This window comes from Caenibius sp. WL, assembly GCF_019803445.1.
Taxonomy (GTDB): Bacteria; Pseudomonadota; Alphaproteobacteria; order Sphingomonadales; family Sphingomonadaceae; genus Caenibius.
Genome location: NZ_CP081844.1, coordinates 1,333,135 through 1,357,589 on the forward strand (window position 1 = coordinate 1,333,135; position 24,455 = coordinate 1,357,589).

The window sequence follows — 24,455 nt, forward strand, 5'->3', positions numbered from 1 at the left end:
TGTCGCAATTATGCCCCATGGGGCAGGAACGAATGGGTGGGCTGCGATAATATGAAAATTATCCAGACCGCGAACATGCTTGCATAGTGTTTGAATGGCGATTATTTGTGCGCGCGAAGTTTGCCCCTCGGGGCAGGCTTTGCGTACGGCGCAATTGATGCCGTGCGTATTCCACTCGCTGTTCAAGGATTGCTATAACATGCGCAAGATCGTTCTCGCTGCCGCTGCTGCCGCTGCTGCTCTGACCGTTGCAGCCTGCTCGGAAAAGACCGAAGACGCTGCCACCCAGACCGCTGACTCGGCAATGGCTGACGCTGAAGCCGCTGCTGACACGGCTACCGACGCTGCTTCGCAGGCTACTGACGCTGCTGCTACGGCTACCGACGCTGCTGCTGATGCCGCTGCTGCTCCGGCTGCCGACAAGGCTGCTGACGCTGCTGCTGCTTCGGCCGACAAGGCCACTGACGCTGCTGCAACGGCCGACAAGGCTGCTGACGCTGCCAAGAAGGCAGCCGAGTGATCTTTTGATCCATTCGGAAAAAACGGAAAGGGCGTGGCGATTGTCACGCCCTTTTTGTATCTGCGGCTCGTATGCGGCTTTCGCCGGTCCGCAAGGCTGATCTGATCATTGCCTCGGGCGGGAGTCCGCTCAAGGCTGCCAGGCGCTACTAAGCGGTTGGCCGGTCATATTGCGCAAGCATAGCGCTGACAGCCCTCAGCTATGGGCGCTATATCCAAGTAATCGCGCCAAATGTCGCTGCGCTCCCGCGTGGAGGGCGGATACGACAGAACCGCCGTCTCGCCTCATCCCATTTTATGCAAAGCCCGCCGTTCCGCCAGGAACACCGGCCCGCCTTGGGCTTTCAGGAAGCATGGCAGGCGGTGCTGCCCGGTTTCCGGGCAACAACATCTGTATCGCCTGTCAGTAGCGGGCGTTGACCCAGTTGGTGTTTTCGGTCGCGGGCATGGTGCTGTAGCCGTCATAGATCGCGCGGGCGATCTGGGCGATGCGTTCTTCGCGGGCGAGGCGTGTGCCTTGCCCGGTGACATAGATCGCCACGGCATAAGTGCGGCCATCGGCCCCTGTGATGAACCCGATATCGCTCGACGTGTTGTTGAGCGAACCGGTCTTGTGCGCGACCTGCACCCCTGCGGGCAGTAATGCGGGGATGCGGCGCTTGCCGGTGATGCACCGTTCCATCGCGCTCATGATGACGCGGCGGCTGGAATCGCTGAGCCAGCGTCCCTGATGCAGGCCCGAAAGCAACTGGATCATTGCGCGCGGCGAGGCGCTGTCGCGTTGGTCGATATGCGAAGCGGGATCGAATTCTCCGTCATCGCGCACCAGTGTGGCGATGTCGCGGTCGATGCGGAAATCGGTGATGCCTGCCTTCTGCATCCAGCGGTTGACGGCTTGCGGGCCGCCGATCACCGCCAGCAGCGCATCGGTTGCCTGATTGGAACTGCGGGTGATCATCAGGTCGATCAATTGGTGCGCGGACATGTAATTGCCCTTGCGCACGGGGGCGATGGAAGTGGAGAAGGGCTTGGAAGCGACGGGAACCAGCAGCGGAAACTCACTGCTCAGGCTCCACCGACCCTTGTCGACCCCGTCGAGGAACGTGGCGGCAATGGCGATCTTGCTGGTGCTCGCCATGGGGAAGCGCTGGTCGCCCAGAACGGCGATTTCGCGCCCGGTGGCAAGATCGATCGCGGCCACGCCGATCCGGCCCTTGCCTCCATCGGCGGCGCGGGCCACCGCTGCTTCGAGCGGGCTGGAATAGCTGGCGCGGAATTCCTTGGGCGATCGGAGATCGGTGCCCAGCACGCTGTCGAAACTCGACGCGTAATCCTGTGCAACAGCGGTTTGCAGTGGCTGGAACGCCAGCACCCCGGCCCCGAGCGCGAAAGCCGCGCGTTTGAACGCCCTCAACATCATCGTATTATCCTACCTGAGCCTTATGAACAGGAATATAACAGAATCCGCTGATTTGCGGCAAGTTAGACGGCGATGAACCGTTCTGCGACATGAGGCGAAGCGAATCCGGACCCGGCCCATGCGGTTCGGCAGGTGGGCGGTAGAGCGGAAGAACCGGCAAATACGGGAATGGCGATCGTATCTTGCCAGTACGAACGGGCCTGGCACGAATTCCGCTTGTCCTGAGCCTGTCGAAGGACGCGCGCCAAACGTGTGTGGCTGGGTGCTTTCCAAAGCAGGAGGCTGCGGTTGTGCGCGTCCTTCGACAGGCTCAGGACGAACGGGTTTGGGGGATTGGCAAACGCCACAATCGCCAAAGAAAAAGGGCCGGAAGGATCGCTCCTTCCGGCCCCATCTTTATCATATCGGCGGCGGGCCTTAGAAGCCCATGCCACCCATACCGCCCATGTCGGGCATCGGCGGCATCGCCGGCTTGTCTTCCGGCAGATCGGAAATGGCCGCTTCGGTGGTGATCAGCAGACCGGCAACCGAAGCCGCGTCCTGCAGAGCGGTGCGCACGACCTTGGTCGGGTCGATCACGCCGGCGGTGACGAGGTTTTCGTAAACGTCGGTGGCTGCGTTGAAACCGAGGGTTTCGTCGTTGCCGTCGATCAGCTTGCCCGCGACAACCGCGCCGTCATGGCCGGCGTTTTCGGCGATCTGGCGAACCGGCGCCTGCAGCGCACGGCGGACGATGTCGACACCACGGGTCTGGTCGTCGTTGATGCCGGACAGGCCTTCGAGAGCCTTGGTGGCGTAGAGCAGGGCCGTGCCGCCGCCGGGGACGATGCCTTCTTCAACGGCTGCGCGGGTGGCGTGCAGCGCGTCGTCGACGCGGTCCTTGCGTTCCTTCACTTCGACTTCGGTTGCACCGCCGACCTTGATCACGGCAACACCGCCAGCCAGCTTGGCGAGGCGTTCCTGCAGCTTTTCACGGTCGTAATCGCTGGTGGTGACTTCGATCTGGGCGCGGATCTGTTCGACGCGAGCCTTGATGTCTTCCGCCGCACCGGCGCCATCGACGATGGTGGTGTTGTCCTTGTCGATCGTGACGCGCTTGGCCTGGCCGAGCATGCCGACCGTGACGTTTTCGAGCTTGATGCCGAGGTCTTCGGAAATCATTTCGCCCTTGGTCAGGATCGCGATGTCCTGCAGCATCGCCTTGCGGCGATCACCGAAGCCCGGAGCCTTCACAGCAGCGATCTTGAGGCCGCCGCGCAGCTTGTTGACCACCAGCGTGGCCAGCGCTTCGCCTTCGATATCTTCGGCGATGATGAGAAGCGGACGGCCGCTCTGCACCACGGCTTCGAGGATCGGCAGCAGCGGCTGCAGGTTCGAAAGCTTCTTTTCGTGAACCAGGATGAACGGATCGTCGAGTTCGACGATCATCTTTTCCGGGTTGGTGATGAAGTAGGGCGAGAGATAGCCACGGTCGAACTGCATGCCTTCGACGACATCGAGTTCGAATTCGAGACCCTTGGCCTCTTCGACGGTGATGACGCCTTCCTTGCCGACCTTTTCCATGGCTTCGGCGATCTTTTCACCCACTTCGGTGTCGCCGTTGGCCGAGATGATGCCGACCTGCGCGATTTCCGAAGACGCCGAAATGTCCTTCGAGCGGCCCTTGAGGTTTTCGACCACCTTGGCGACGGCAAGATCGATGCCGCGCTTGAGATCCATCGGGTTCATGCCCGCGGCAACCGACTTCATGCCTTCGCGCACGATCGCCTGAGCGAGCACGGTGGCGGTGGTGGTGCCGTCACCGGCCTTGTCGTTGGCCTTCGATGCCACTTCGCGCAGCATCTGGGCGCCCATGTTCTCGAACTTGTCCTTGAGTTCGATTTCCTTGGCGACGGAAACGCCGTCCTTGGTGATGCGCGGTGCGCCGAAGCTCTTGTCGATCACGACGTTGCGGCCCTTGGGGCCGAGAGTGACCTTCACGGCGTTGGCGAGGGTGTCGACGCCCTTGAGGATGCGTTCGCGTGCGTCACGCGAAAATTTCACGTCCTTTGCAGCCATTGTGAGAATTCCTCTTTATAAATCGGGATATAGGGGAAGCGCCGGAGCGATCAGGCGATCACGCCGAGAATGTCGCTTTCCTTCATGATCAGCAGGTCTTCACCGTCGACCTTGACTTCGGTGCCCGACCATTTGCCGAACAGCACGCGATCGCCAGCCTTGACATCGAGCGGGGTAACCTTGCCGTCTTCGGCGCGCGCGCCGCTGCCGACAGCCACGATTTCGCCTTCGCTCGGCTTTTCCTTGGCGCTGTCGGGGATGATGATGCCGCCGGCGGTCTTTTCTTCGGCTTCGATGCGCCGAACGAGAACGCGGTCATGCAACGGACGGAATGCCATGTCTGTGACCTCTTCCAGTTGAGTTGAATGCAGTTGGCACTCCCTGCGTGGGAGTGCCAGCGGCCGGGATATGGTGCCAGCCGATCAGGTCGTCAAGCGCACCTGATGAAGTTTTTTCACGGCAGTTCGGCGACAAGCCCGAAGCGTTCGCGGCGGTGCCAGCGATAAAGCAGCATCAGGGCGACGACGGCAAGCCCGATGGCAAAGCCGAACCACACCCCCTGGCCGCGCAGCGGAGTGAGGAAAGCCAGCGCCAGCGCGCCGCCGAAACCGGGCAGCCAATAGCCGAAGATGGCGATGACCATCGGCACTTTGGTATCCTGCAATCCGCGCAGCGCACCCGCCGCGACGGTCTGCAATCCGTCGAACAACTGGAAGAACGCGGCAATCGCCATGAATTGCACGGCAAAGCCGAGCAGGATGGCATTGGCCGGATCGTGAATGTCGAGATAGGCGGAGATGATGAATTCCGGGATCAGCCACAGCGCGCTGGCGGTGAACACCATGAAACCGAGGCTGAGGCCGATGGCCGCCCATCCGGCATGGGCAATCCCGGCCCTGTCGCGCGCGCCGTAGTGATAGCCGACCCGGATCGTTGCCGCCTGGCCGATGCCGAACGGCACCTGAAAAGCGAAAGCGGCGATCTGCAGGGCAATGGTGTGCGCGGCCAGTTCCGCCTTGCCGATCCAGCCCATCAGCACGGCCGCGCTGCTGAACAGCCCGGCTTCCGCCAGGATCGTGCCCGCGATCGGCAAACCGATGCCGACGATTTCGCGGAAACGGGTCATTTCCGGGCGCCATAGACGCCCGAACAGGTAATAGCGGCGCAACCGCCGGTCGGCATAGATCGCGCCGACATAGGCCAGCAGCATGAGGACGGCGGTAAGCGTGCTGGCCAGCGCCGAACCGTTGAGGCCCATGGCCGGAACCCCGAACGCGCCGAACACGAACACGTAGTTGGCAAGGATGTTCACCCCGATCGCCGCGGCGGTGATGACCGTGGCGAAAATCGGCCGCCCCATGGTGGCGACGAAAGTGCGCAGCACGCTGGCGAGAATCATCGGGATCATCGCCCACATCAGGATACGCAGGAACGCGCCCGCTTTATGGGCGATCACCGGGTCTTGCCCGCTGGCGAGCAGCAGCACTTCGCCGAAAGCGCAGATCGCCATTCCGGCGAGGCCGGACAGCACCCCGAGCCACAGCGCCATGCGCACGCTGCGGCGGATTTCGCGCACCGCGTGGCGGCCCTTGCCGAGTTCGGCGGCGATCAGCGGGGCGACCGCGCCGGTAAGTCCGGAGAAGCACCAGGTGAGCAGACTGAACAGCGCGACCGACAGGCTGGAGGCGGCCAGCGCTTCCTGGCCCAGCCGGGCGACGAAGATCACGTCCACCGCGTGCACCGCCATCTGCAGCAGATTGGCCGCCGCCAGCGGCACGGCGAGCCGCACCGTGGCCTTGATTTCCGTGCGCACGGCAGATCCGGGGAGAGGCAGGGGTGACATCGGTTGCCGCCGATAGGCCAGCGGACAGATTGGGGGAAGCGAATAGTTGCACCCCGCGTGGGGCTTGATAAGGACGCGGCCTACACATGGCGTTCGCCGAGGGAGGGAAAGAATGCGCAAGCTCATGGCCAACGGCGTTGCGGCGCTTCTGACGCTGGGGCTCATGGCCTGTGGCGGGCAGGATGCGGGCGAGCGGACTGCTGGCGGTGAAACGGGCGATGCCGCCGCCGCGCCGGAAGCCGCGACCGCGCAGGCGGATAACGCGCCGGCCGCGTTCAACCAATGCCGCAGTTGCCACTCGGTGGAACCGGAGCGGCATATGATCGGCCCTTCGCTGGCGGGTATTTTCGAGACTCCGGCGGGCGATGTGGAAGGCTATGCGTTCAGCCCGGCGATGCGGGAATCGGGCCTGGTCTGGGATGAAAAGACGCTGGACGCCTATCTCAAGGCGCCACGCCAGACCGTGCCGGGCACCAAGATGATCTATCCCGGGCTCAAGAACGATGCGCAGCGGGCCGAAGTGATCGCCTATCTCAAATCGCTTGCGCCGCCCGCGCCCTAACGACTCCGGCTGGCTGCGCGCGTGGTTGGAACCGGACAGGCTTGGGCGCAGTTCGGGCAGGCAGGCTAAACCGGGGCGTGCGCCGCCAGTCGGTTTCGACTGTCCGCTTCATCCCCATGCGAGGGGGCAGGCGTTAAAGTCTAGTGCGCCGGCCAATCGGCGTTCACCGCAGCGGGCAGTTGCTCCGGCAGGGCCATATTGTTCATGCAATTCAGCATGCCGGTGATCCGCAACCGGCGATCTGGGTTGACCGTTCCCAGCGTCCCAGCCGCGCCCATCCAGCCGAACGTGCCTTTGTCCGGCCCTGAGGAAACCAGCCGGCCCCCGGCGCCGAACCCGTCGCCCGAACCGGGGAAGATATAGCTGTTCATGTTCGTGCCCGCGGGCAGGAGATTGGACATGCCCATTGCCACCGCGGCGGGTGGCAGGACGGTAGTCCCGCGAAATGTCCCTCCGCCCACCAGCATGGCGAGGAAGCGATCGTAGTCCCGCGCGGTGGACACGAGGCCGCCGCCGCCCGAAACGTATGTCGGCTGCTTCAGGAATTGGGATTGCGCGCCGGGATCGATCAGCGTGGCCTTGCTGCCGTCGGCGGGATAGGGGGTGCTGTAGTTATCGACCAGGCGCATGCGATCTTGAGCGGGAACGCGAAAGCCCGTGCTGGCCATGCCCAGCGGATCGAAAAACGCCTGCTTCAGGAACGCATCGAACGGCTGGCCAGAGACGATCTCCACGATCCGTCCGATCAGATCGAGCCCATAGGAATAGCGCCAGTGCGTTCCCGGTTCCGCCTCCAGCGGGACCGTGGCAAGACGGCGCGCGAATTCGGCTAGGCCGGTCACCGCGCCGGGCACGTCGGGCGCGCCATCGGCATCCAGCACGCCGCGCTTGAGCCCCACTGCTGTATAGGCATCGATCAGCGGCCCGCCGACCATCGGTATGGCGGCGCCTATCCCCGATGTATGAGTCAGCAGATGGCGTACCGTGATCGGATTTCTGGCCGGTCTTGCCGCAAGGCCGGCCTTTGGATCGATCAGCACCTGCATGGTTCCGAATTCCGGCATGAAATCGGCAATCGGCTGATCCAGGGTGATCCTGCCTTGCGCGATCAGCAGCATCGCAGCCATGCCCGCCACAGGCTTGGTCATCGAATAGATCCGCCACAGGGTGTTTTCATCGACGGCCACTTCGCTGCCGAAGCCCAGTGTCCCATGGCAGATAAAGGTGGGGTCCTCTTGCCCGTGGCCAAGGGCGACAACCACTCCGGGGACGACTTCCGCTGAAACCAGATCGCGGGCAAGCGCTTTGACGGAAGGAAAATCGCTCTTTTGGGGATGAGCGGTGTTGGCCGTTACAAGCGGTGACACGCTCAGCGCGCCCAGCCCCTGCAGAACCCGCCGCCGATGCGTTGTCGCATTCCCTGTCTGGCCGCCCATCCTTCCCCCTTTTGTGCTGTATCCGGAGGAGGTTAGCGCATCTCGGCCCAAAGGAAAGGCGATTGTATCGTTGGCATCGCTTGCCAATACCTCACCCAAACGAAAAGGGCGGCACCTTGCGGGGCCGCCCTTCGCGTAATCTCTCGAAGAGAGGATCGCTTACTTCAGCTCGACGGTGCCGCCGGCTTCTTCGATCTTCTTCTTGATGTCTTCGGCTTCGGCCTTGTTCACGCCTTCCTTCAGCGCCTTGGGGGCGCCTTCGACGAGAGCCTTGGCTTCGGTCAGGCCCAGGCCGGTGATGGCGCGGACTTCCTTGATGACCTGGATCTTCTTGCCACCGTCGCCGGTCAGGATGACGTCGAATTCGGTCTTTTCTTCAGCGGCTGCACCGGCATCGCCACCAGCGGCGGGGGCGGCAACAGCAACAGCAGCGGCAGCGCTCACGCCCCACTCTTCTTCAAGAGCCTTGGCGAGTTCAGCTGCTTCGAGGACGGTCAGCTTCGAAAGTTCTTCAACGAGCTTGGCGATATCGGCCATTGTTCAACACTCCAAAAAATTGACTGGTTCGAGGTCCAGAGGATTCTGCGGCCCCGAAAATTCGCTTGTGCGGATAACCGTTTACGCTGCTTCCTTGGCGCCGTAGGCACCGAAGACGCGAGCGAGCTTGGCGGCGGGTTCGTTGACCACCCGGGCAATCTTCGTTGCCGGGGCGTTGATGAGACCCACCAGCGTGCCGCGCAGCTCGTCGAGCGAAGGCATCGAGGCGAGCGCCTTGATACCAGCCTGATCGAGCAGCTGCCCACCCATCGAACCACCAACGATTTCAAGCTTGTCGTTGGTCTTCGCGAAGTCGACCGCAGCCTTGGCTGCCGCGACCGGATCCACCGAATAGGCGATCGCGGTCGGGCCGGAGAGATATTCCTCCAGGCCTTCGTACTGGGTTTCCTTCAGGGCGAGCTTGGCAAGACGGTTCTTCGCAACCTTGTAGGACGCGCCAACATCACGCATCTTCGCACGCAGGTCGGTGGACTGGGCCACAGACAGGCCGAGGTTGCGGGTGACAACCACCACGCCGACCTCGTTGAAGACCGCGTTGAGCTGGGCGACCGAATCGGCTTTTTGCGAACGATCCATGCCATACTCCTTCACATGTGACCGTGCGGGGTTCGTGCCCGTACGGCCGGCTACGTTTGTCCATGCCGAAAACCGGCATGGGCGAGTCCGTTGAAGGGGAAGGAGGTGCGCCAATGGCGCGAAATATGGGCATGCGAGAAGCGGCCCATGAAATCTCTTTTCCCCGTCTAGGCCGGAAATTAAGAAGGCCATATTGCCTTCACCGACTGTCTCGGACGGATGATTGCCAGCCCTTGCGGAACCGGCGATCGGGCGGCGCTTTGGCCACATCGCAGGAAAAAGTCAACTGGGCGCGCGGAAACTTGTGGCGGCGCGGGAAATCTGTATGGGCCGGAAAGTGGAGCCGGCGCCGGTTCATATCGTGAGGTTGGCTTTGCTTGATACGCGTTCGCGGCTGGAGACAGCCACTTATGAACAGGCCGGCCTTGACGCGGCGGGTGTGCGTCTCGCGGTCATCGTTCCCACGCTGAATGAGAAGGACAATGTCGGCACGATGATTGCCGCGCTCGATGCCGCCCTGGCGGGCATCGCGTGGGAAGCGATCTTCGTGGATGACGATTCCCGGGACGGCACGCCCGAAGAGGTTGAGCGGTTCGCCCGTCAGCGCGGCAATATCCGCCTGATCCGCCGCATTGGCCGCAAGGGCCTGTCCGCCGCCGTGATCGAAGGCTTCCTTGCCACCACGGCCCCGGTGGTCGCCGTGGTCGATGCCGATATGCAGCACGACGAAAGCAAGCTGGCCGCCATGCTGTGCGCAATCGAGCGAGAAGGGGCGGAGCTGGTGATCGGCACCCGATACGCGGACGAAGGCAGCACCGGCGAATGGTCGCAGGGGCGCGAAGTGATCAGCCGCTTTGCCGGATGGGTCGCCGAGCGGGTGATGCCGCAGCGGCTGAGCGACCCGATGAGCGGGTTCTTCATGATGCGCCGCGACCTATTCGTGGAAATCGCGCCGCGCCTGTCGGCCCTCGGTTTCAAGATTCTGCTGGATATCGTCCTGTCCGCCGGGCGTCCGCTCGCCGTGGCCGAAGTGCCATATACGTTCCGTCCGCGCCATGCGGGGGAAAGCAAGCTCGACAGCGCCGTGGCGCTGGAATTCGTCATCCAGATTCTCGACCGGATATGCGGCCGCTGGATTCCGCCACGCCTAATCCTGTTCGGGCTCGTCGGCGGGCTGGGGCTGATCGTGCATCTGGTGGTGTTGCGCACGGCGCTGGAGCTGGGCCTGCCGTTCGGCAATGGCCAGACCGCCGCCGTGGCGGTGGCGATCCTGTTCAATTTCGTGCTGAACAATCTCATCACGTATCGCGATCGCCGCCACAAGACGCTGGGGGCCTGGCTCAAGGGTCTGGCGGGCTTCTATCTCGTCTGTTCGGCCGGTGCGGTGGCCAATGTCGGCGTGGGCGTGATGGTCTTCGCGGCGGAACCGCGCTGGTGGCTGGCCGGGATCGCCGGGGTGGCGGTCGGTTCGCTATGGAACTTCTGTGCTTCCACGCTGCTGGTGTGGCGCAACAAGTGATCGCGCGCGCAGGGGCTGCCTTTTCCGGTGGCAGGTTGCACTGGGCGGTTCCCGCTCTGCTGGTGCTGGCCGCTTTCGCGCTGCGTTTCTGGCAGTTCGGCAACCCCCTGATCCAGTCGGACGAGCAGTTCTATCTGCTGGCCGGGCAACGGATGTGGGAAGGCGCATGGATTTATAGCGACCTTTGGGACCGCAAGCCCGTGGGGCTGTTCCTGCTCTATGCCGTGTTCGCGAAGCTGGGCGGCGGGGTCTATGTCTATCAGATCGCCGCCACACTGTTCGCCGCGGCCACGGCGTGGGTCATCGTCTGCATCTGTCGGCGCTGGACTTCGGATCGCGCGGCCTTTTGCGCCGGATTGCTCTATCTCGCGGCGCTCAATCTGATCGGCGGCGATGGCGGACAATCGCCCGTGTTCTACAATCTGCCGATGACGCTGGCGGGGCTGTGCATGATCCGGGCCACCGGCCAGACCCATCTGCGGTGCGGGGCGGCCTGGGGCGCGGCGGCGATGCTCTGCGCGGGAATTGCCATCCAGATCAAGTACAGCGCGGTGTTCGAAGGCGTGTTCTTCGGGCTGGTGCTGATGGCATGGCTGTGGCGCGCGCGTGTAAGGCCGGCGGCGTTTCTGGGTGGCAGCGCCGTCTGGGCCTTGCTCGGCCTGTTGCCGACGCTTGCCGCGCTGGCGGTCTATGCAGCGGCGGGCCGGGGCGAGGATTTCGTTTACGCCAATTTCGTCTCGATCTTCGCGCGCGGCGATGTGCCGCTGGGGCGGCAACTGGGGCGGTTGGCCGATATGGTGTTGATCCTGCTGCCGGTGCTCGCGGCGGCGCTGGCCGGGCTGGCGTTGGCATGGCGGCGGAATGCCCCCGCCGCGCGGTTTGCCGCGCTGTGGTTCCTGGCATCGGCGTTCGGCCTGCTGCTGATGGGCGATTTCTACGATCATTATGCTCTGCCGTTGCTCCTGCCTGCGGCGATCAACGCGGCGGTGCTGTTCGATGCGCCGGGGCGCTGGCGCTGGCTGGGCTATGGCGCCGCCGCCTATGCCGTGGTGGCAGGCGGCATGCATATCGCGGGCAACCGCGCGAAATACGGCATCGGGGCGGATCTCGCCCCGTTCGTGCGGGCGATCGGCATGCATCCGCGCGGATGTCTCTATATCTATCAGGGGCCGAGCAGCCTCTACTCGCTGACCGGATCGTGCCTTGTCACGCGCTTTGCCTATCCTAGCCATCTCAGCCACGTGAAGGAACAGGATGCCATCGGCGTGCCGCAAGGGGCCGAATTGCAGCGGATCATGATGCACCCGCCCGGCTTCGTCCTGATCGAGGCGGCAGCGGACAAGAACAACGCGCGCCGCAGCCGGGCGCAAATCGAGAGCGCGCTGGCGCAAGGATATCGGCCGGTGCTGCGTGCGCCGATCGGGCGCGACACCTATGTGCTCTATGCCAATCGTGCGCCGGGGGCCTCTGCGTTTGACTCCGGTGGATTGACGAAACGCGGCGGAAACACTAGATAGAACGCAACCGACCGCTTCGGGAAAGGCCGCCTTTGCGCGGAGGCAGGCCAGGAATGGGGGCGGCGGGTTATCCTGAAACGCGACGTGAAGCTGCATGGCGGCCCCGGAAGGGGTGTGTGCCGTGCGGCCTTTTCGGCGTTTTGGGGCCACATTCCCGTGCGTGGCATGACATTTTCTCCGGGGCCATTCGGCGCCGGAACGACAGCGAAGAGGCACAATTCCTCCTATGGCAAGCAAGGCGAAAGCTCCGGCCATCTCCGGCACCGCGAAGAAGCGCATCCGCAAGATTTTCGGCGACATCCACGAAGTGGTGCAGATGCCGAATCTGATCGAGGTGCAGCGTGAAAGCTATGAGCAGTTCCTGCGCTCCGATCCGTCGACGGGTTACGTCTCGGGTCTGGAAAAGACGCTGCGTTCGGTTTTCCCGATCCGCGATTTCGCGGGCACGGCCGAACTGGACTTCGTGCATTACGAACTGGAAGATCCGAAGTACGACACGATCGAATGCCGCCAGCGCGGCATCACGTACGCGGCGCCGATGAAAGTGACGCTGCGCCTGATCGTGTTCGAAGTCGATCAGGAAACCGAAACCCGTTCCGTGCTCGATATCAAGGAGCAGGACGTGTACATGGGCGACATGCCGCTCATGACCGAGAACGGCACGTTCATCATCAACGGCACCGAACGCGTGATCGTGTCGCAGATGCACCGTTCGCCGGGCGTGCTGTTCGATCATGACCGCGGCAAGACGCACTCTTCGGGCAAGTACCTCTTCGCTGCCCGCGTCATTCCCTATCGCGGTTCGTGGCTCGATTTCGAATTCGACGCCAAGGATATCGTCAACGTCCGTATCGACCGCAAGCGCAAGCTGCCGGTCACCGCGCTGCTCTATGCGCTGGGCCTCAACGACGAGGAAATCCTCCACCGCTTCTATGAAACGATTGTCTGGCAGCGCGCTTCGGGCGCGTCCGGCGATGGCTGGAAGCTGCCCTATTCGCCCGAGGCATGGCGTGGCCAGAAGCCCGCGTTCGACATCGTCGATGCGCAATCGGGTGAAGTGATCTTCCCGGCGAGCCAGAAGATCAGCCCGCGCGCCGCCAACAAGGCGCAGAAGGACGGGCTTGAAACGCTGCTGATCCCGACCGAGGAAATCTTCGGCCGCTACGCCGCCAACGACATGATCGACGAAACGACCGGTCGCATCTGGATCGAAGCGGGCGACGAAGTGACGCCTGAAAACCTCGAAGCGCTGGACAAGGCAGGCATCGACGCGATCGAACTGCTCGATATCGATCACGTCAACACTGGTCCGTGGATCCGCAACACGATGAAGGTCGACAAGGCCGAAAACCGTGATGAAGGTCTGGAAGCGATCTACAAGGTCATGCGCCCGGGCGAACCGCCGACGAAGGAAACGGCGGAAGCGCTGTTCGAAGGCCTGTTCTTCGATGGCGACCGCTACGACCTGTCGGCCGTGGGCCGCGTCAAGCTCAACATGCGTCTCGGTCTCGATGTCGATGACACCATCACCACGCTGCGCACGGACGATATCCTGGCCGTGGTGAAGGAACTGGTCGATCTCAAGGACGGCAAGGGCGAAGTCGACGATATCGACAACCTCGGCAACCGCCGCGTCCGCTCGGTGGGCGAACTGCTGGAAAACCAGTATCGCGTCGGCCTGCTGCGCATGGAACGCGCGGTCAAGGAACGCATGTCCTCCGTCGACGTGTCGACCGTGATGCCGAACGACCTTATCAACGCCAAACCCGCCGTGGCCGCGGTGCGCGAATTCTTCGGCTCCAGCCAGCTTTCGCAGTTCATGGACCAGACCAACCCGCTGTCGGAAGTGACGCACAAGCGCCGCGTTTCGGCGCTCGGGCCGGGCGGTCTCACCCGCGAACGCGCGGGCTTCGAAGTCCGCGACGTTCACCCGACGCACTATGGCCGTATCTGCCCGATCGAAACGCCGGAAGGCCCGAACATCGGTCTGATCAACTCGCTCGCGTCGTTCAGCCGCGTCAACAAGTACGGCTTCATCGAAACGCCGTACCGCAAGGTGATCGACGGCAAGGTGACGAGCGAAGTCGTCTATCTCTCCGCCATGGAAGAGCAGAAGCACACGGTGGCGCAGGCTTCGGCCGAAACCAATGCCGATGGCAGCTTCGTCGAAGAACTCGTCTCCGCGCGTGAAGGCGGCGAATTCGTGATGGCCCCGCGTGACAGCATCACGTTGATGGACGTCAGCCCCAAGCAGCTCGTTTCGGTTGCCGCCTCGCTCATTCCGTTCCTGGAAAACGACGACGCCAACCGCGCGCTGATGGGTTCGAACATGCAACGTCAGGCCGTGCCGCTGGTGAAGGCGGAAGCGCCGTTCGTCGGCACCGGCATGGAAGAAACCGTGGCGCGCGATTCGGGCGCCGCGATCACCGCGCTGCGGGCCGGGATCGTCGACCAGGTCGACGCGACCCGTATCGTGATCCGCGCCGCGGGCGATATCGAACCCGGCAAGTCGGGCGTCGATATCTACACGCTGCAGAAGTTCCAGCGTTCCAACCAGGACACCTGCATCAACCAGCGTCCGCTGGTGAAAGTGGGCGATATCATCAACCAGGGTGATATCCTGGCCGATGGTCCCTCCACCGATCTGGGCGAACTGGCGCTGGGCCGCAACAGCCTCGTCGCGTTCATGCCGTGGAATGGCTACAACTACGAAGACTCCATCCTGATCTCCGAACGGATCGTGAAGGATGACGTGTTCACCTCGATCCATATCGAGGAGTTCGAAGTCATGGCCCGCGACACCAAGTTGGGGCCGGAAGACATTACCCGCGACATTCCGAACGTCGGCGAGGAAGCGCTGCGCAACCTCGACGAAGCGGGCATCGTCTATATCGGCGCGGAAGTGCATCCGGGCGATATCCTCGTCGGCAAGATCACGCCGAAGGGCGAAAGCCCGATGACGCCGGAAGAAAAGCTGCTGCGCGCGATCTTCGGCGAAAAGGCCAGCGACGTGCGCGACACTTCGCTCCGCCTGCCGCCGGGCGTGGCCGGGACGATCGTGGAAGTGCGCGTGTTCAACCGCCACGGTATCGAAATCGACGACCGTACCCGCGCGATCCAGAACGAGGAAATCGAACGCCTCAAGAAGGATAGCGAAGACGAACGCGCCATTCTCAACCGCGCGACCTACAACCGCCTCAAGGACATGCTGATCGGCCAGACCGCTTCGGCCGCGCCGAAGGGCGTGAAGAAGGGCGGGGAAATCACCGAGGAACTGCTCGAAGAAGTCGAACGCCACGAATGGTTCAAGTTCGCGGTTGCCGACGACAAGATGCAGAGCCAGCTGGAAGCCGTGAAGGCCCAGTATGACGAAGCGGTGAAGGGCATCCAGGAAAAGTTCGAGGACCGTAAGGAAAAGCTCGAACGCGGTGACGAACTGGCCCCCGGCGTGCTCAAGATGGTCAAGGTCTTCGTCGCGGTGAAACGAAAGCTGCAGCCGGGCGACAAGATGGCCGGCCGCCACGGGAACAAGGGTGTCATCAGCCGCATCCTGCCGCAGGAAGACATGCCCTTCCTCGAAGACGGGACGCCGGTCGATATCGTGCTCAACCCGCTGGGCGTGCCGTCGCGCATGAACGTCGGGCAGATCTTCGAAACGCACCTGGGCATGGCCGCGCGCGGTCTTGGCCAGCAGGTCACCCGGGCGCTGGAGGAATGGCGCGAAGCCAATCCGAACCCGGAAGCCGCCGCTCCGCCCGAAGCCGTCCGCGAAGTGCTCAAGGACATCTACGGCGAACAGTACCATGCCGAACTGGATGCCCGTTCGACCGAGGAACTGGTCGAACTGGCCGGGAACCTGAAGAACGGCGTGCCGATGGGCACTCCGGTGTTCGACGGCGCCCGCGAAGCCGACGTGTCGGCGATGCTGGAGAAGGCCAACCTGCCCACTTCGGGCCAGGTCACGCTGTTCGACGGCCGCACCGGCGAGGCGTTCGACCGCAAGGTGACCGTGGGCTACATCTACATGCTCAAGCTGCACCACCTTGTCGACGACAAGATCCACGCCCGCTCGATCGGCCCCTACAGCCTCGTCACCCAGCAGCCGCTGGGCGGTAAGGCGCAGTTCGGCGGCCAGCGCTTCGGGGAAATGGAAGTCTGGGCGCTTCAGGCCTATGGCGCGGCCTACACCTTGCAGGAAATGCTCACCGTCAAGTCGGATGACGTTGTCGGCCGGACCAAGGTCTACGAAGCGATCGTCAAGGGTGACGATACGTTCGAGGCCGGCATTCCGGAGAGCTTCAATGTGCTTGTGAAGGAAATGCGCAGCCTCGGCCTCAATGTCGAACTGTCCTCGCTCACCGATGAGGAAGATGGCGACGAATGGCCGGAGGCGGCGGAATAAGAGCAGGCAGGGCGGCGCCGGCCCGGTGCCCGCGCCGCCCGTCTCCTTGTTCCACCACGACGATTTCACCCGCTTAGGGATGTGAAAATATGAACGACCTGACCAAATTCACCAACCAGCTCGCGAAGCCGGAAACTTTCGATCAGATTCAGATCGGCATCGCTTCGCCCGAGCGTATCCGCTCCTGGTCCTTCGGCGAGATCAAGAAGCCGGAAACGATCAACTACCGCACGTTCAAGCCGGAACGCGACGGCCTGTTCTGCGCCCGCATCTTCGGCCCCGTGAAGGATTACGAATGCCTTTGCGGCAAGTACAAGCGGATGAAGTACAAGGGCGTCGTCTGCGAAAAGTGCGGCGTCGAAGTGACCGTGACCAAGGTCCGCCGCGAACGCATGGGCCATATCGAACTGGCCGCGCCGGTCGCGCACATCTGGTTCCTCAAGTCACTGCCCAGCCGCATCGGCCTGCTGCTCGACATGCAGCTCAAGCAGCTTGAGCGCGTGCTGTACTTCGAAAGCTACATCGTCACCGAACCGGGCCTGACCCCGCTGGAGAAGTATCAGCTTCTCACCGAAGACGAACTGCTCGACGCGCAGGACGAATACGGCGAAGACGCGTTCTCCGCCGGAATCGGCGCCGAAGCCGTCAAGCACATGCTGATGGATCTGGACCTCGAACAGGAACGCGTGGACCTGCTCAAGGAACTGGAAGAAACCAAGTCGACGCTCAAGCCGAAGAAGATCATCAAGCGGCTCAAGGTCGTGGAAAGCTTCATCGATTCCGGCAACCGCCCGGAATGGATGATTCTCGAAGTGATCCCGGTCATTCCGCCGGAACTGCGTCCGCTGGTTCCGCTCGATGGCGGCCGCTTCGCGACGTCGGACCTCAACGACCTCTACCGCCGCGTGATCAACCGCAACAACCGCCTCAAGCGGCTGATGGAACTGCGCGCGCCGGACATCATCGTGCGCAACGAAAAGCGCATGTTGCAGGAAGCGGTCGATGCGCTGTTCGATAACGGTCGCCGCGGCCGGGTCATCACCGGCGCCAACAAGCGCCCGCTCAAGTCGCTGTCCGATATGCTCAAGGGCAAGCAGGGCCGCTTCCGCCAGAACCTGCTCGGCAAGCGCGTCGACTATTCGGGCCGTTCGGTGATCGTGACCGGTCCGGAACTCAAGCTGCACCAGTGCGGCCTGCCCAAGAAGATGGCGCTCGAACTGTTCAAGCCGTTCATCTACGCCCGTCTCGACGCCAAGGGTCTGTCGATGACTCTCAAGCAGGCGAAGAAGTGGGTCGAGAAGGAACGCAAGGAAGTCTGGGACATCCTCGACGAAGTGATCCGTGAGCACCCGGTTCTGCTGAACCGCGCGCCCACGCTGCACCGTCTGGGCATCCAGGCGTTCGAGCCGGTGCTGATCGAAGGTAAGGCGATCCAGCTTCATCCGCTGGTCTGCTCGGCCTTCAACGCCGACTTCGACGGCGACCAGATGGCCGTCCACGTGCCGCTTTCGCTGGAAGCCCAGCTCGAAGCGCGCGTGCTGATGATGTCGACCAACAACATCCTCTCGCCCGCCAACGGCAAGCCGATCATCGTGCCTTCGCAGGACATGGTGCTGGGGCTCTATTACCTGTCGATGGACCGCGATGGCGAACCGGGCGAAGGCATGATCTTGGCCGACATGGCCGAAGTGCATCAGGCGCTGCATGTCGGCGCGGTGACGCTGCACTCCAAGATCGTCAGCCGCGTTCCGCAGACGGGCGAAGATGGCGTGGAACGGATGGTTCGCTATGAAACCACCCCGGGCCGCATGCTCATCGGCGAATGCCTGCCCAAGAGCCACAAGGTGCCGTTCGACGTGGTCAACCGCCTGCTGACCAAGAAGGACGTGGGCGACGTGATCGACGAAGTCTATCGCCACACCGGCCAGAAGGACACGGTGCTGTTCGCCGACGCGATCATGGCGCTCGGCTTCCGCAACGCGTTCAAGGCGGGTATCTCGTTCGGCAAGGATGACATGATCATCCCCGACAGCAAGGTGGAACTGGTCGATCAGACCAAGGCGCTGGTTGCCGATTACGAGCAGCAGTATCAGGACGGTCTGATCACCCAGCAGGAAAAGTACAACAAGGTGATCGACGCCTGGAGCCGTTGCGGCGATCAGGTGGCCGCGGCCATGATGGACGAGATCAAGGCGACGCCGAAGGACCCGGAAACGGGCCGTCTGGCGCCGATCAACTCGATCTACATGATGAGCCACTCCGGCGCCCGTGGTAGCCCGGCGCAGATGAAGCAGCTTGCCGGGATGCGCGGCCTGATGGCCAAGCCGAGCGGCGAAATCATCGAAACGCCGATCATCTCGAACTTCAAGGAAGGCCTGACCGTTCTTGAATACTTCAACTCCACGCACGGCGCCCGCAAGGGTCTGGCCGACACCGCGCTCAAAACGGCGAACTCGGGTTATCTGACCCGCCGTCTGGTCGACGTGTCGCAGGACTGCGTCATCGTGGAAACGGACTGCAAGACGCAGAACGCGCTGGAAATGCGTGCGATCGTGCAGGGCGGTTCGACGATCGCCTCGCTCGGCGAACGTATCCTGGGCCGCACCACGGCCGAGGACCTCATCAACGCCAAGACCGGCGAAGTGATCGTGGAAGCGGGCACGCTGCTCGACGAAGCGATGGTCAAGGCGATCGAGGAAGCCGAAGTGCAGTCGGCCAAGATCCGCAGCCCGCTGGTCTGCGAAGCCGAACAGGGCGTTTGCGGCACCTGCTACGGCCGTGACCTCGCACGAGGTACGCCGGTGAACATCGGTGAGGCTGTCGGCGTGATCGCGGCGCAGTCGATCGGTGAACCGGGCACGCAGCTGACCATGCGGACCTTCCACATCGGCGGCGCGGCGCAGGTGAACGAAACCTCGCATCTCGAAGCGATTTCGGACGGCAAGATCGAATACCGCGACATGCCCACCATCAAGGACAAGCGCGGCCGCCTGCTGTCGCTCGCCCGCAACGGTGAAATGGCGGTGATCGATGCCGAAGGGCGCGAACGCGAAATCCACAAGGTGCCTTACGGGACCACGCTGATGTTCGCCGATGGCGCGCTGGTGAAGGCGGGCGACCGTCTGGCCGAGTGGGACCCGTTCTCGCTGCCGATCATCACCGAACAGTCGGGCGTGGTGAAGTTCCAGGATCTGGCCGAAGGCAAGACGATGGAAGAACGCGTCGACGAAGCGACGGGTATCGCCCAGCGCGTCGTCACCGAATACCGTTCGGCGGGCCGGGCCAAGAAGGAAGACCTGCGTCCGCGCCTCACGCTGCTCAACGAAGCGTCGGACGAGACGGAAGCCGCGCGCTACATGCTGGCGCCGGGTACGTCGCTCTCGGTCGAGGATGGTCAGCAGGTCGAAGCGGGCGACATTCTCGCCCGTGCGTCGCGCGAAGCGGCCAAGACCCGCGACATCACCGGCGGTCTGCCGCGCGTGGCCGAACTGTTCGAAGCCCGCAAGCCGAAGGACAATGCGATCATTGCCAAGGTTTCCGGCCGCGTCGAATTCGTTCGCGATTACAAGGCCAAGCGCAAGATCGCGATCATTCCGGAGGAAGGGGAACCGGTGGAATACCTGATCCCCAAATCGAAGGTGATCGACGTCCAGGAAGGCGACTATGTGAAGCGCGGCGACCAGCTCGTGGCCGGTTCGCCCGATCCGCATGACATTCTGGAAGTGCTCGGCGTGGAAGCGCTGGCCGAATACCTTGTGGCGGAAATCCAGGAAGTCTATCGCTTGCAGGGCGTGAAGATCAACGACAAGCACATCGAGGTGATCGTTCGCCAGATGCTGCAAAAGGTCGAGATCACGGCCAGCGGCGACACCACGCTGCTGCCGGGCGAACAGGTCGATCTGGAAGAAATGAACGAAATCAACGCCAAGCTGACCAAGGGCCAGCAACCGGCGCAGGGCAACCCGGTGCTGCTGGGCATCACCAAGGCGAGCCTGCAGACCCGTTCGTTCATTTCCGCCGCCTCCTTCCAGGAAACCACCCGCGTGCTCACGCAGGCGGCGGTCGAAGGGAAGAAGGATTCGCTGATCGGGCTGAAGGAAAACGTCATCGTCGGTCGCCTCATCCCCGCCGGGACCGGCGCGGCGATGAACCGTGTCCGCGTGGCCGCCTCCAGCCGCGATGCCGCGCTGCGCGCGCAGTATCGCAAGCTGCAGGAATCGCTCATCGCCCCGGAAACGGCGGCGGAAGAGCATGCGGCCGAACTGGCGCAGGGCCCGGAAGCGGCCATGGGTGACGATCCGCTGGCGACGGTCGAAGGGGAAACCCACGGCACCGACGCCGATGCGGGCGAATACCTCGTCAAGGATGAGGATGGCGGCAGCGAAGACTAAGCGCTGCTGACAGCCTCAGGCTCGAACAAGACCCCGCCGGACACGCATCCGGCGGGGTTTTTGCTGGGGCGGCGGCGCGCGTATTGCGCAGGTTGATGCAAAGGAACCCGAATGACCATCATGCAGGCGTTGATTGCTTTCCTGGGCGTTGCGGCGGTGGTGGTTGTCACGCCGGGGCTCGACGTGGCGATGGTGCTGCGGGCGTCGGCGGTGGGTGGCGCGCGTGGGGGCGCTCATGCCGCCGCTGGCATCACTTTGGGCTGCCTCATCTGGGGGGCTACTGTTTCGGTCGGGCTGGGGGCGCTGCTCGCGGCGTCGGAACTGGCATTCGGACTGGTGCGGTGGGCCGGGGCCGCTTATCTCACATGGATGGGCCTCAAACTGATCGCGCGCCCGCGCCAGACGTTCGAAGGCCTGCCCGCGGGGCTGGGGAGTCCGAATCCCGGCGAATGGCTGCGGCGTGGCCTGCTGACGAATCTGCTCAATCCGAAAATCGCCGTCTTCTTCATCAGTTTCCTGCCGCAATTCGTCCCCGCCGGGGCGAATGTCGCGCTGTTCTCGTTCCTTCTCGCGGCGATCTACGCCGCCATGGGGGCGCTGTGGTTCGCGGTGCTGATCGCCGCCACGCTTCCGCTGAGCCGCGCGCTGCGCCGCCCCGCCGTGATCAAGCTGATGGACCGCCTGACCGGCGGCGTATTCGTCGCGTTCGGGGCCAGGCTGGCCCTGTCGCGATAGCCCGACAGCCGCTTTCCGCGCGGCCGGTCAGATGTAGCGCATCACAATCAGTGCAAGCGCAGCAACCAGAAAGCTGACCGAGAACCAGAACATCGCGCCAACGCCATGGTCGTCGCGGTTCGGTTCCAGGTGGTTCTTGTCGAATGGCCTGTACATGGTCGTTCCTCCGTGGGAACTGCACCCGGTATCGCCTGCTCGTTTGGCGCAGATGCCTGGAGCATGGTGGCAGCGGGCCAAGTGTACGCCTGAATCGCGTTGCGCGCCAGCCGTCCGGGGCTTTGCGCCCGGCCCCGAACGGCTGGCCAGCGGTTTAGAGCAGCCCCGCCGTCTGCAACAGCAACCACACGCCGATAACGAGGAACAGCAGCGCGGTCACGATCCGCACGGTGGTGAGCGGGATGCGCTTGATCAACTCGTTGCCGAGGTACACGGCGGGGACATTGGCGATCATCATGCCCAGCGTCGATCCGCTCATCACCGCGAGCACGCTGTGGAACTGCGCGCCCAGCGCGATAGTGGCGATCTGCGTCTTGTCGCCCATTTCGACGAAGAAGAAGGCGATCAGCGTGGTGAGAAAGGCGCCGAAACGGGAAGGCCTGGCCTCATCCTCGTCGAACGTGTCGGGGATCAGCGTCCAGCCCGCCATGAGGATGAAGGACGCCGCCACGAGATAGCGGAACCATTGCCCTTCCAGCAGCGAGGCCGCCTGCACGCCCACCAGCGCGGCAAGGAAGTGATTGGCCAGCGTTGCCACCAGAATGCCCAGAACGATGGGCACAGGCCGCTTGAAGCGGGTGGCCAGCACAATGGCGAGAAGTTGCGTCTTGTCGCCGATCTCGGCCAGCGCGACGACCGCGGTGGAGGTAAGCAGGGCTTCCATGAAAATACTCCGGGCCGGGCGCGTAGCAAAACCATGACATCGCACCCCGCGCCCGGCAGGCGAGAGTGCAACGCCATTGGTCTCGCCCGAACGGTGTCCCGTTCCCCATGCGCCATGGCCTCTCGACCAAGTATGTTGACGCGCGGGCCCGCCGTGCGGCGGCTGGCTACTCCCCAGATGACTGGGGCCGCCGATATGGCATTCGGCGCGGCGTGACAAGCGTTTTGCCGCGCCCCCCGTGCGCCCTGGCCCTGTGCGCCGATTTCCCTTTCCCCCCGCCGCGCCGCGTCTTACAGCAAAGGCATGACCGACACGCTTTCGATCACGCTCGCGCAACTCAATCAATCCGTTGGCGATATCGGCGGCAACGCCGCGCAGATGCTGACCGTCAGGGCCGAAGCCGGGAAAGTCGATCTGGTCGCGTTCCCCGAAATGCACCTGATCGGCTATCCGGCTGAGGATCTGGTGCTCAAGCCCTCGCTGATCCAGCGGGCGCAGGCGGAACTGGAACGGCTGGCGGAAGCGACCAACGACGGCGGCCCGGGGATGCTGGTCGGCAGTGTGTTCGTGCGCGACGGGGCACTGCACAACGGCGTGGCCATGCTCGATGGCGGGCGGATCACGGCGGTGCGTTTCAAGCATGAATTGCCCAATTACGGCACGTTCGATGAAAAGCGCCTGTTCGCACCCGGCCCGCTGCCTGAGCCGGTGCTATTCCGGGGGACGATGCTGGGCCTGCCGATCTGCGAGGATATCTGGCACCCCGATGTCTGCCGGCATCTCGCCGAATTCGGCGCGGGGATGTTCGTCTGCATCAACGGCAGCCCTTATGAGATCGAGAAGGACGTGCTGCGGATGGAAGGCGTGGCCAAGCGCCGCGCCGCCGATACCGGCCTGCCGCTGGCCTATCTCAACCGCGTCGGCGGGCAGGACGAACTGGTGTTCGACGGTTCGAGCTTCGTCGTCAACGGCGATGGGCGGCTGGCATTGCAGATGGCCGACTGGACGGAGCAGATCACCCGCACCAACTGGACCCGCACCGCGCGCGGCTGGCACTGCGACCGGGGGGATATGGCGGAACTGACCGATCACCCGGAAGACATCTATTGCGCGATGGTCCTGTCGCTGCGCGATTATGTGAACAAGAACGGCTTTCCCGGCGTGGTGCTGGGCATGTCGGGCGGGATCGACAGCGCGATCTGCGCGGCGATCGCGGTGGATGCGCTGGGGCCTGACCGGGTGTGGTGCGTGATGCTGCCCAGCCGCTACACCAGCCGGGCCAGCCTCGAGGATGCGGAAGCCTGCGCCAAGGCGCTCGGCTGCCGCTATTCGACCATTCCGATCTCTCCCGCCGTGGTCGGGTTCGAGGCCATGCTGGCGGCCGAATTCGCCGGAACCACCCCCGATCTGACTGAGGAAAACCTCCAGTCGCGCATTCGCGGGGTCACGCTGATGGCGCTGTCCAACAAGTTCGGGCCGATGCTGCTGACCACCGGCAACAAGAGCGAGATGAGCGTCGGCTACGCCACGATCTATGGCGACATGGCGGGCGGCTACAACCCGCTCAAGGATGCTTACAAGATGACGGTGTTTGCGGTGTCCGAATGGCGCAACCGCCGCAAGCCGAGAATCGGGCTGGGGCCGGAAGGCGAAGTGATCCCGCGCAATATCATCGACAAGCCGCCCAGCGCCGAACTGCGCCCCGATCAGAAGGACGAGGATTCGCTGCCGCCCTATCCGGTGCTCGACAAGATCCTCCTCGGCCTTGTCGAACATGAGGAAAGCGTCGAGCAATTGGTGGCCGACGGTTTCGACCGCGACACCGTGGTGCGGATCGAACGCCTGCTCCATCTGGCCGAATACAAGCGCCGCCAGGCTCCGCCGGGGGTGAAGCTGGGATCGCGCAATTTCGGGCGTGACCGGCGCTATCCCATCACGCACAGATTCCGCAGCGGCTGAGGCGGGCAGGGCAACGCTTCGGCTCACATTCCACATGGTTCATTGCCGCGCAATTTTATGTGGGGCAGGATGGGCGCACG

Annotated in this window: 17 protein-coding genes and 1 riboswitch; of the genes, 8 read left to right on the forward strand and 9 right to left on the reverse strand. The window is 63.4% G+C overall.

What is annotated here, in order from left to right; all coding sequences use genetic code 11:
* The first annotated feature begins 94 nt into the window (after positions 1-94).
* Entirely contained in the window at positions 95-520 is a 426-nt protein-coding gene (locus tag K5X80_RS06175; protein ID WP_222559968.1) for a hypothetical protein, read from the forward strand.
* Between the two features lie 402 nt (positions 521-922).
* On the opposite strand, the gene K5X80_RS06180 is transcribed toward K5X80_RS06175, so the two are convergent.
* From K5X80_RS06180 to K5X80_RS06195, 4 genes are all read right to left on the reverse strand, one after another.
* A complete protein-coding gene (locus K5X80_RS06180) occupies positions 923-1,936 on the reverse strand; it encodes a serine hydrolase (RefSeq protein WP_502778656.1) in 1,014 nt (337 codons plus the stop codon).
* A gap of 420 nt (positions 1,937-2,356) precedes the next feature.
* Entirely contained in the window at positions 2,357-3,997 is a 1,641-nt protein-coding gene (gene groL, locus K5X80_RS06185) for a chaperonin GroEL (protein WP_222559970.1), read from the reverse strand.
* Positions 3,998-4,047: 50 nt separating this feature from the next.
* Positions 4,048-4,335, reverse strand: a complete 288-nt coding sequence (groES, locus tag K5X80_RS06190) for a co-chaperone GroES (protein WP_222559971.1) — start codon at positions 4,333-4,335, stop codon at positions 4,048-4,050.
* A 116-nt stretch (positions 4,336-4,451) separates the two neighbouring features.
* On the reverse strand, positions 4,452-5,840 hold the full coding sequence (locus K5X80_RS06195; RefSeq protein WP_283249237.1) for an MATE family efflux transporter: 1,389 nt from the start codon (positions 5,838-5,840) through the stop codon (positions 4,452-4,454).
* A 112-nt stretch (positions 5,841-5,952) separates the two neighbouring features.
* Here K5X80_RS06195 and K5X80_RS06200 point away from each other — a divergent pair, with 112 nt between their 5' ends.
* Positions 5,953-6,402 carry a c-type cytochrome gene (locus K5X80_RS06200; RefSeq protein WP_222559973.1) on the forward strand — a complete coding sequence of 150 codons (450 nt, stop codon included), beginning with the start codon at positions 5,953-5,955 and terminating at the stop codon, positions 6,400-6,402.
* Between the two features lie 140 nt (positions 6,403-6,542).
* Here the strand turns inward: K5X80_RS06200 and K5X80_RS06205 are convergent, their stop codons facing one another.
* The 3 genes from K5X80_RS06205 to rplJ form a co-directional block, all read right to left on the reverse strand.
* Positions 6,543-7,838, reverse strand: coding sequence for a serine hydrolase domain-containing protein (locus tag K5X80_RS06205; RefSeq protein ID WP_222559974.1), 1,296 nt, complete (start codon positions 7,836-7,838; stop codon positions 6,543-6,545).
* A gap of 159 nt (positions 7,839-7,997) precedes the next feature.
* Positions 7,998-8,375, reverse strand: coding sequence for a 50S ribosomal protein L7/L12 (gene rplL / locus K5X80_RS06210; RefSeq protein WP_222559975.1), 378 nt, complete (start codon positions 8,373-8,375; stop codon positions 7,998-8,000).
* An 81-nt stretch (positions 8,376-8,456) separates the two neighbouring features.
* Positions 8,457-8,972 carry a 50S ribosomal protein L10 gene (gene rplJ, locus K5X80_RS06215; protein WP_222559976.1) on the reverse strand — a complete coding sequence of 172 codons (516 nt, stop codon included), beginning with the start codon at positions 8,970-8,972 and terminating at the stop codon, positions 8,457-8,459.
* Positions 8,973-9,345: 373 nt separating this feature from the next.
* On the opposite strand from rplJ, the gene K5X80_RS06220 reads away from it, so the two are divergent.
* From K5X80_RS06220 to K5X80_RS06240, 5 genes are all read left to right on the forward strand, one after another.
* A complete protein-coding gene (locus tag K5X80_RS06220; RefSeq protein ID WP_261390656.1) occupies positions 9,346-10,491 on the forward strand; it encodes a glycosyltransferase family 2 protein in 1,146 nt (381 codons plus the stop codon).
* The gene (locus K5X80_RS06225; RefSeq protein ID WP_222559978.1) at positions 10,446-12,008 is read left to right on the forward strand and encodes an ArnT family glycosyltransferase; all 1,563 of its coding nucleotides are present in this window, start codon (positions 10,446-10,448) and stop codon (positions 12,006-12,008) included. The genes K5X80_RS06220 and K5X80_RS06225 overlap by 46 nt, the downstream gene beginning before the upstream one ends.
* A gap of 226 nt (positions 12,009-12,234) precedes the next feature.
* Positions 12,235-16,410 carry a DNA-directed RNA polymerase subunit beta gene (rpoB, locus tag K5X80_RS06230; RefSeq protein ID WP_222559979.1) on the forward strand — a complete coding sequence of 1,392 codons (4,176 nt, stop codon included), beginning with the start codon at positions 12,235-12,237 and terminating at the stop codon, positions 16,408-16,410.
* Between the two features lie 89 nt (positions 16,411-16,499).
* Positions 16,500-20,801 (forward strand): DNA-directed RNA polymerase subunit beta', encoded by a 4,302-nt coding sequence (rpoC, locus tag K5X80_RS06235; RefSeq protein ID WP_222559980.1) that lies wholly within the window; start codon positions 16,500-16,502, stop codon positions 20,799-20,801.
* A gap of 111 nt (positions 20,802-20,912) precedes the next feature.
* The gene (locus K5X80_RS06240; protein ID WP_222559981.1) at positions 20,913-21,536 is read left to right on the forward strand and encodes a LysE family translocator; all 624 of its coding nucleotides are present in this window, start codon (positions 20,913-20,915) and stop codon (positions 21,534-21,536) included.
* 27 nt (positions 21,537-21,563) lie between these two features.
* On the opposite strand, the gene K5X80_RS17065 is transcribed toward K5X80_RS06240, so the two are convergent.
* Entirely contained in the window at positions 21,564-21,692 is a 129-nt protein-coding gene (locus tag K5X80_RS17065) for a hypothetical protein (protein WP_261390657.1), read from the reverse strand.
* Between the two features lie 154 nt (positions 21,693-21,846).
* Positions 21,847-22,416 (reverse strand): TMEM165/GDT1 family protein, encoded by a 570-nt coding sequence (locus K5X80_RS06245; protein WP_222559982.1) that lies wholly within the window; start codon positions 22,414-22,416, stop codon positions 21,847-21,849.
* An 88-nt stretch (positions 22,417-22,504) separates the two neighbouring features.
* Positions 22,505-22,604: riboswitch (yybP-ykoY riboswitch) on the reverse strand.
* 115 nt (positions 22,605-22,719) lie between these two features.
* Here K5X80_RS06245 and K5X80_RS06250 point away from each other — a divergent pair.
* Positions 22,720-24,375 (forward strand): NAD+ synthase, encoded by a 1,656-nt coding sequence (locus K5X80_RS06250; protein ID WP_222559983.1) that lies wholly within the window; start codon positions 22,720-22,722, stop codon positions 24,373-24,375.
* Positions 24,376-24,455 lie beyond the last annotated feature (80 nt).

Excerpts from the sequence above, each read along its gene's own strand:
- K5X80_RS06225 (WP_222559978.1), top strand. The coding sequence starts at position 10,446 with ATGGAACTTCTGTGCTTCCACGCTGCTGGTGTGGCGCAACAAGTGATC.
- K5X80_RS06205 (WP_222559974.1), bottom strand. The coding sequence starts at position 7,838 with ATGGGCGGCCAGACAGGGAATGCGACAACGCATCGGCGGCGGGTTCTG.
- K5X80_RS06175 (WP_222559968.1), top strand. The coding sequence starts at position 95 with ATGGCGATTATTTGTGCGCGCGAAGTTTGCCCCTCGGGGCAGGCTTTG.
- rplL (WP_222559975.1), bottom strand. The coding sequence starts at position 8,375 with ATGGCCGATATCGCCAAGCTCGTTGAAGAACTTTCGAAGCTGACCGTC.
- K5X80_RS17065 (WP_261390657.1), bottom strand. The coding sequence starts at position 21,692 with ATGTACAGGCCATTCGACAAGAACCACCTGGAACCGAACCGCGACGAC.
- K5X80_RS06250 (WP_222559983.1), top strand. The coding sequence starts at position 22,720 with ATGACCGACACGCTTTCGATCACGCTCGCGCAACTCAATCAATCCGTT.
- groL (WP_222559970.1), bottom strand. The coding sequence starts at position 3,997 with ATGGCTGCAAAGGACGTGAAATTTTCGCGTGACGCACGCGAACGCATC.
- K5X80_RS06180 (WP_502778656.1), bottom strand. The coding sequence starts at position 1,936 with ATGTTGAGGGCGTTCAAACGCGCGGCTTTCGCGCTCGGGGCCGGGGTG.
- K5X80_RS06245 (WP_222559982.1), bottom strand. The coding sequence starts at position 22,416 with ATGGAAGCCCTGCTTACCTCCACCGCGGTCGTCGCGCTGGCCGAGATC.
- rpoB (WP_222559979.1), top strand. The coding sequence starts at position 12,235 with ATGGCAAGCAAGGCGAAAGCTCCGGCCATCTCCGGCACCGCGAAGAAG.
- rpoC (WP_222559980.1), top strand. The coding sequence starts at position 16,500 with ATGAACGACCTGACCAAATTCACCAACCAGCTCGCGAAGCCGGAAACT.
- rplJ (WP_222559976.1), bottom strand. The coding sequence starts at position 8,972 with ATGGATCGTTCGCAAAAAGCCGATTCGGTCGCCCAGCTCAACGCGGTC.
- groES (WP_222559971.1), bottom strand. The coding sequence starts at position 4,335 with ATGGCATTCCGTCCGTTGCATGACCGCGTTCTCGTTCGGCGCATCGAA.
- K5X80_RS06200 (WP_222559973.1), top strand. The coding sequence starts at position 5,953 with ATGCGCAAGCTCATGGCCAACGGCGTTGCGGCGCTTCTGACGCTGGGG.
- K5X80_RS06195 (WP_283249237.1), bottom strand. The coding sequence starts at position 5,840 with ATGTCACCCCTGCCTCTCCCCGGATCTGCCGTGCGCACGGAAATCAAG.
- K5X80_RS06240 (WP_222559981.1), top strand. The coding sequence starts at position 20,913 with ATGACCATCATGCAGGCGTTGATTGCTTTCCTGGGCGTTGCGGCGGTG.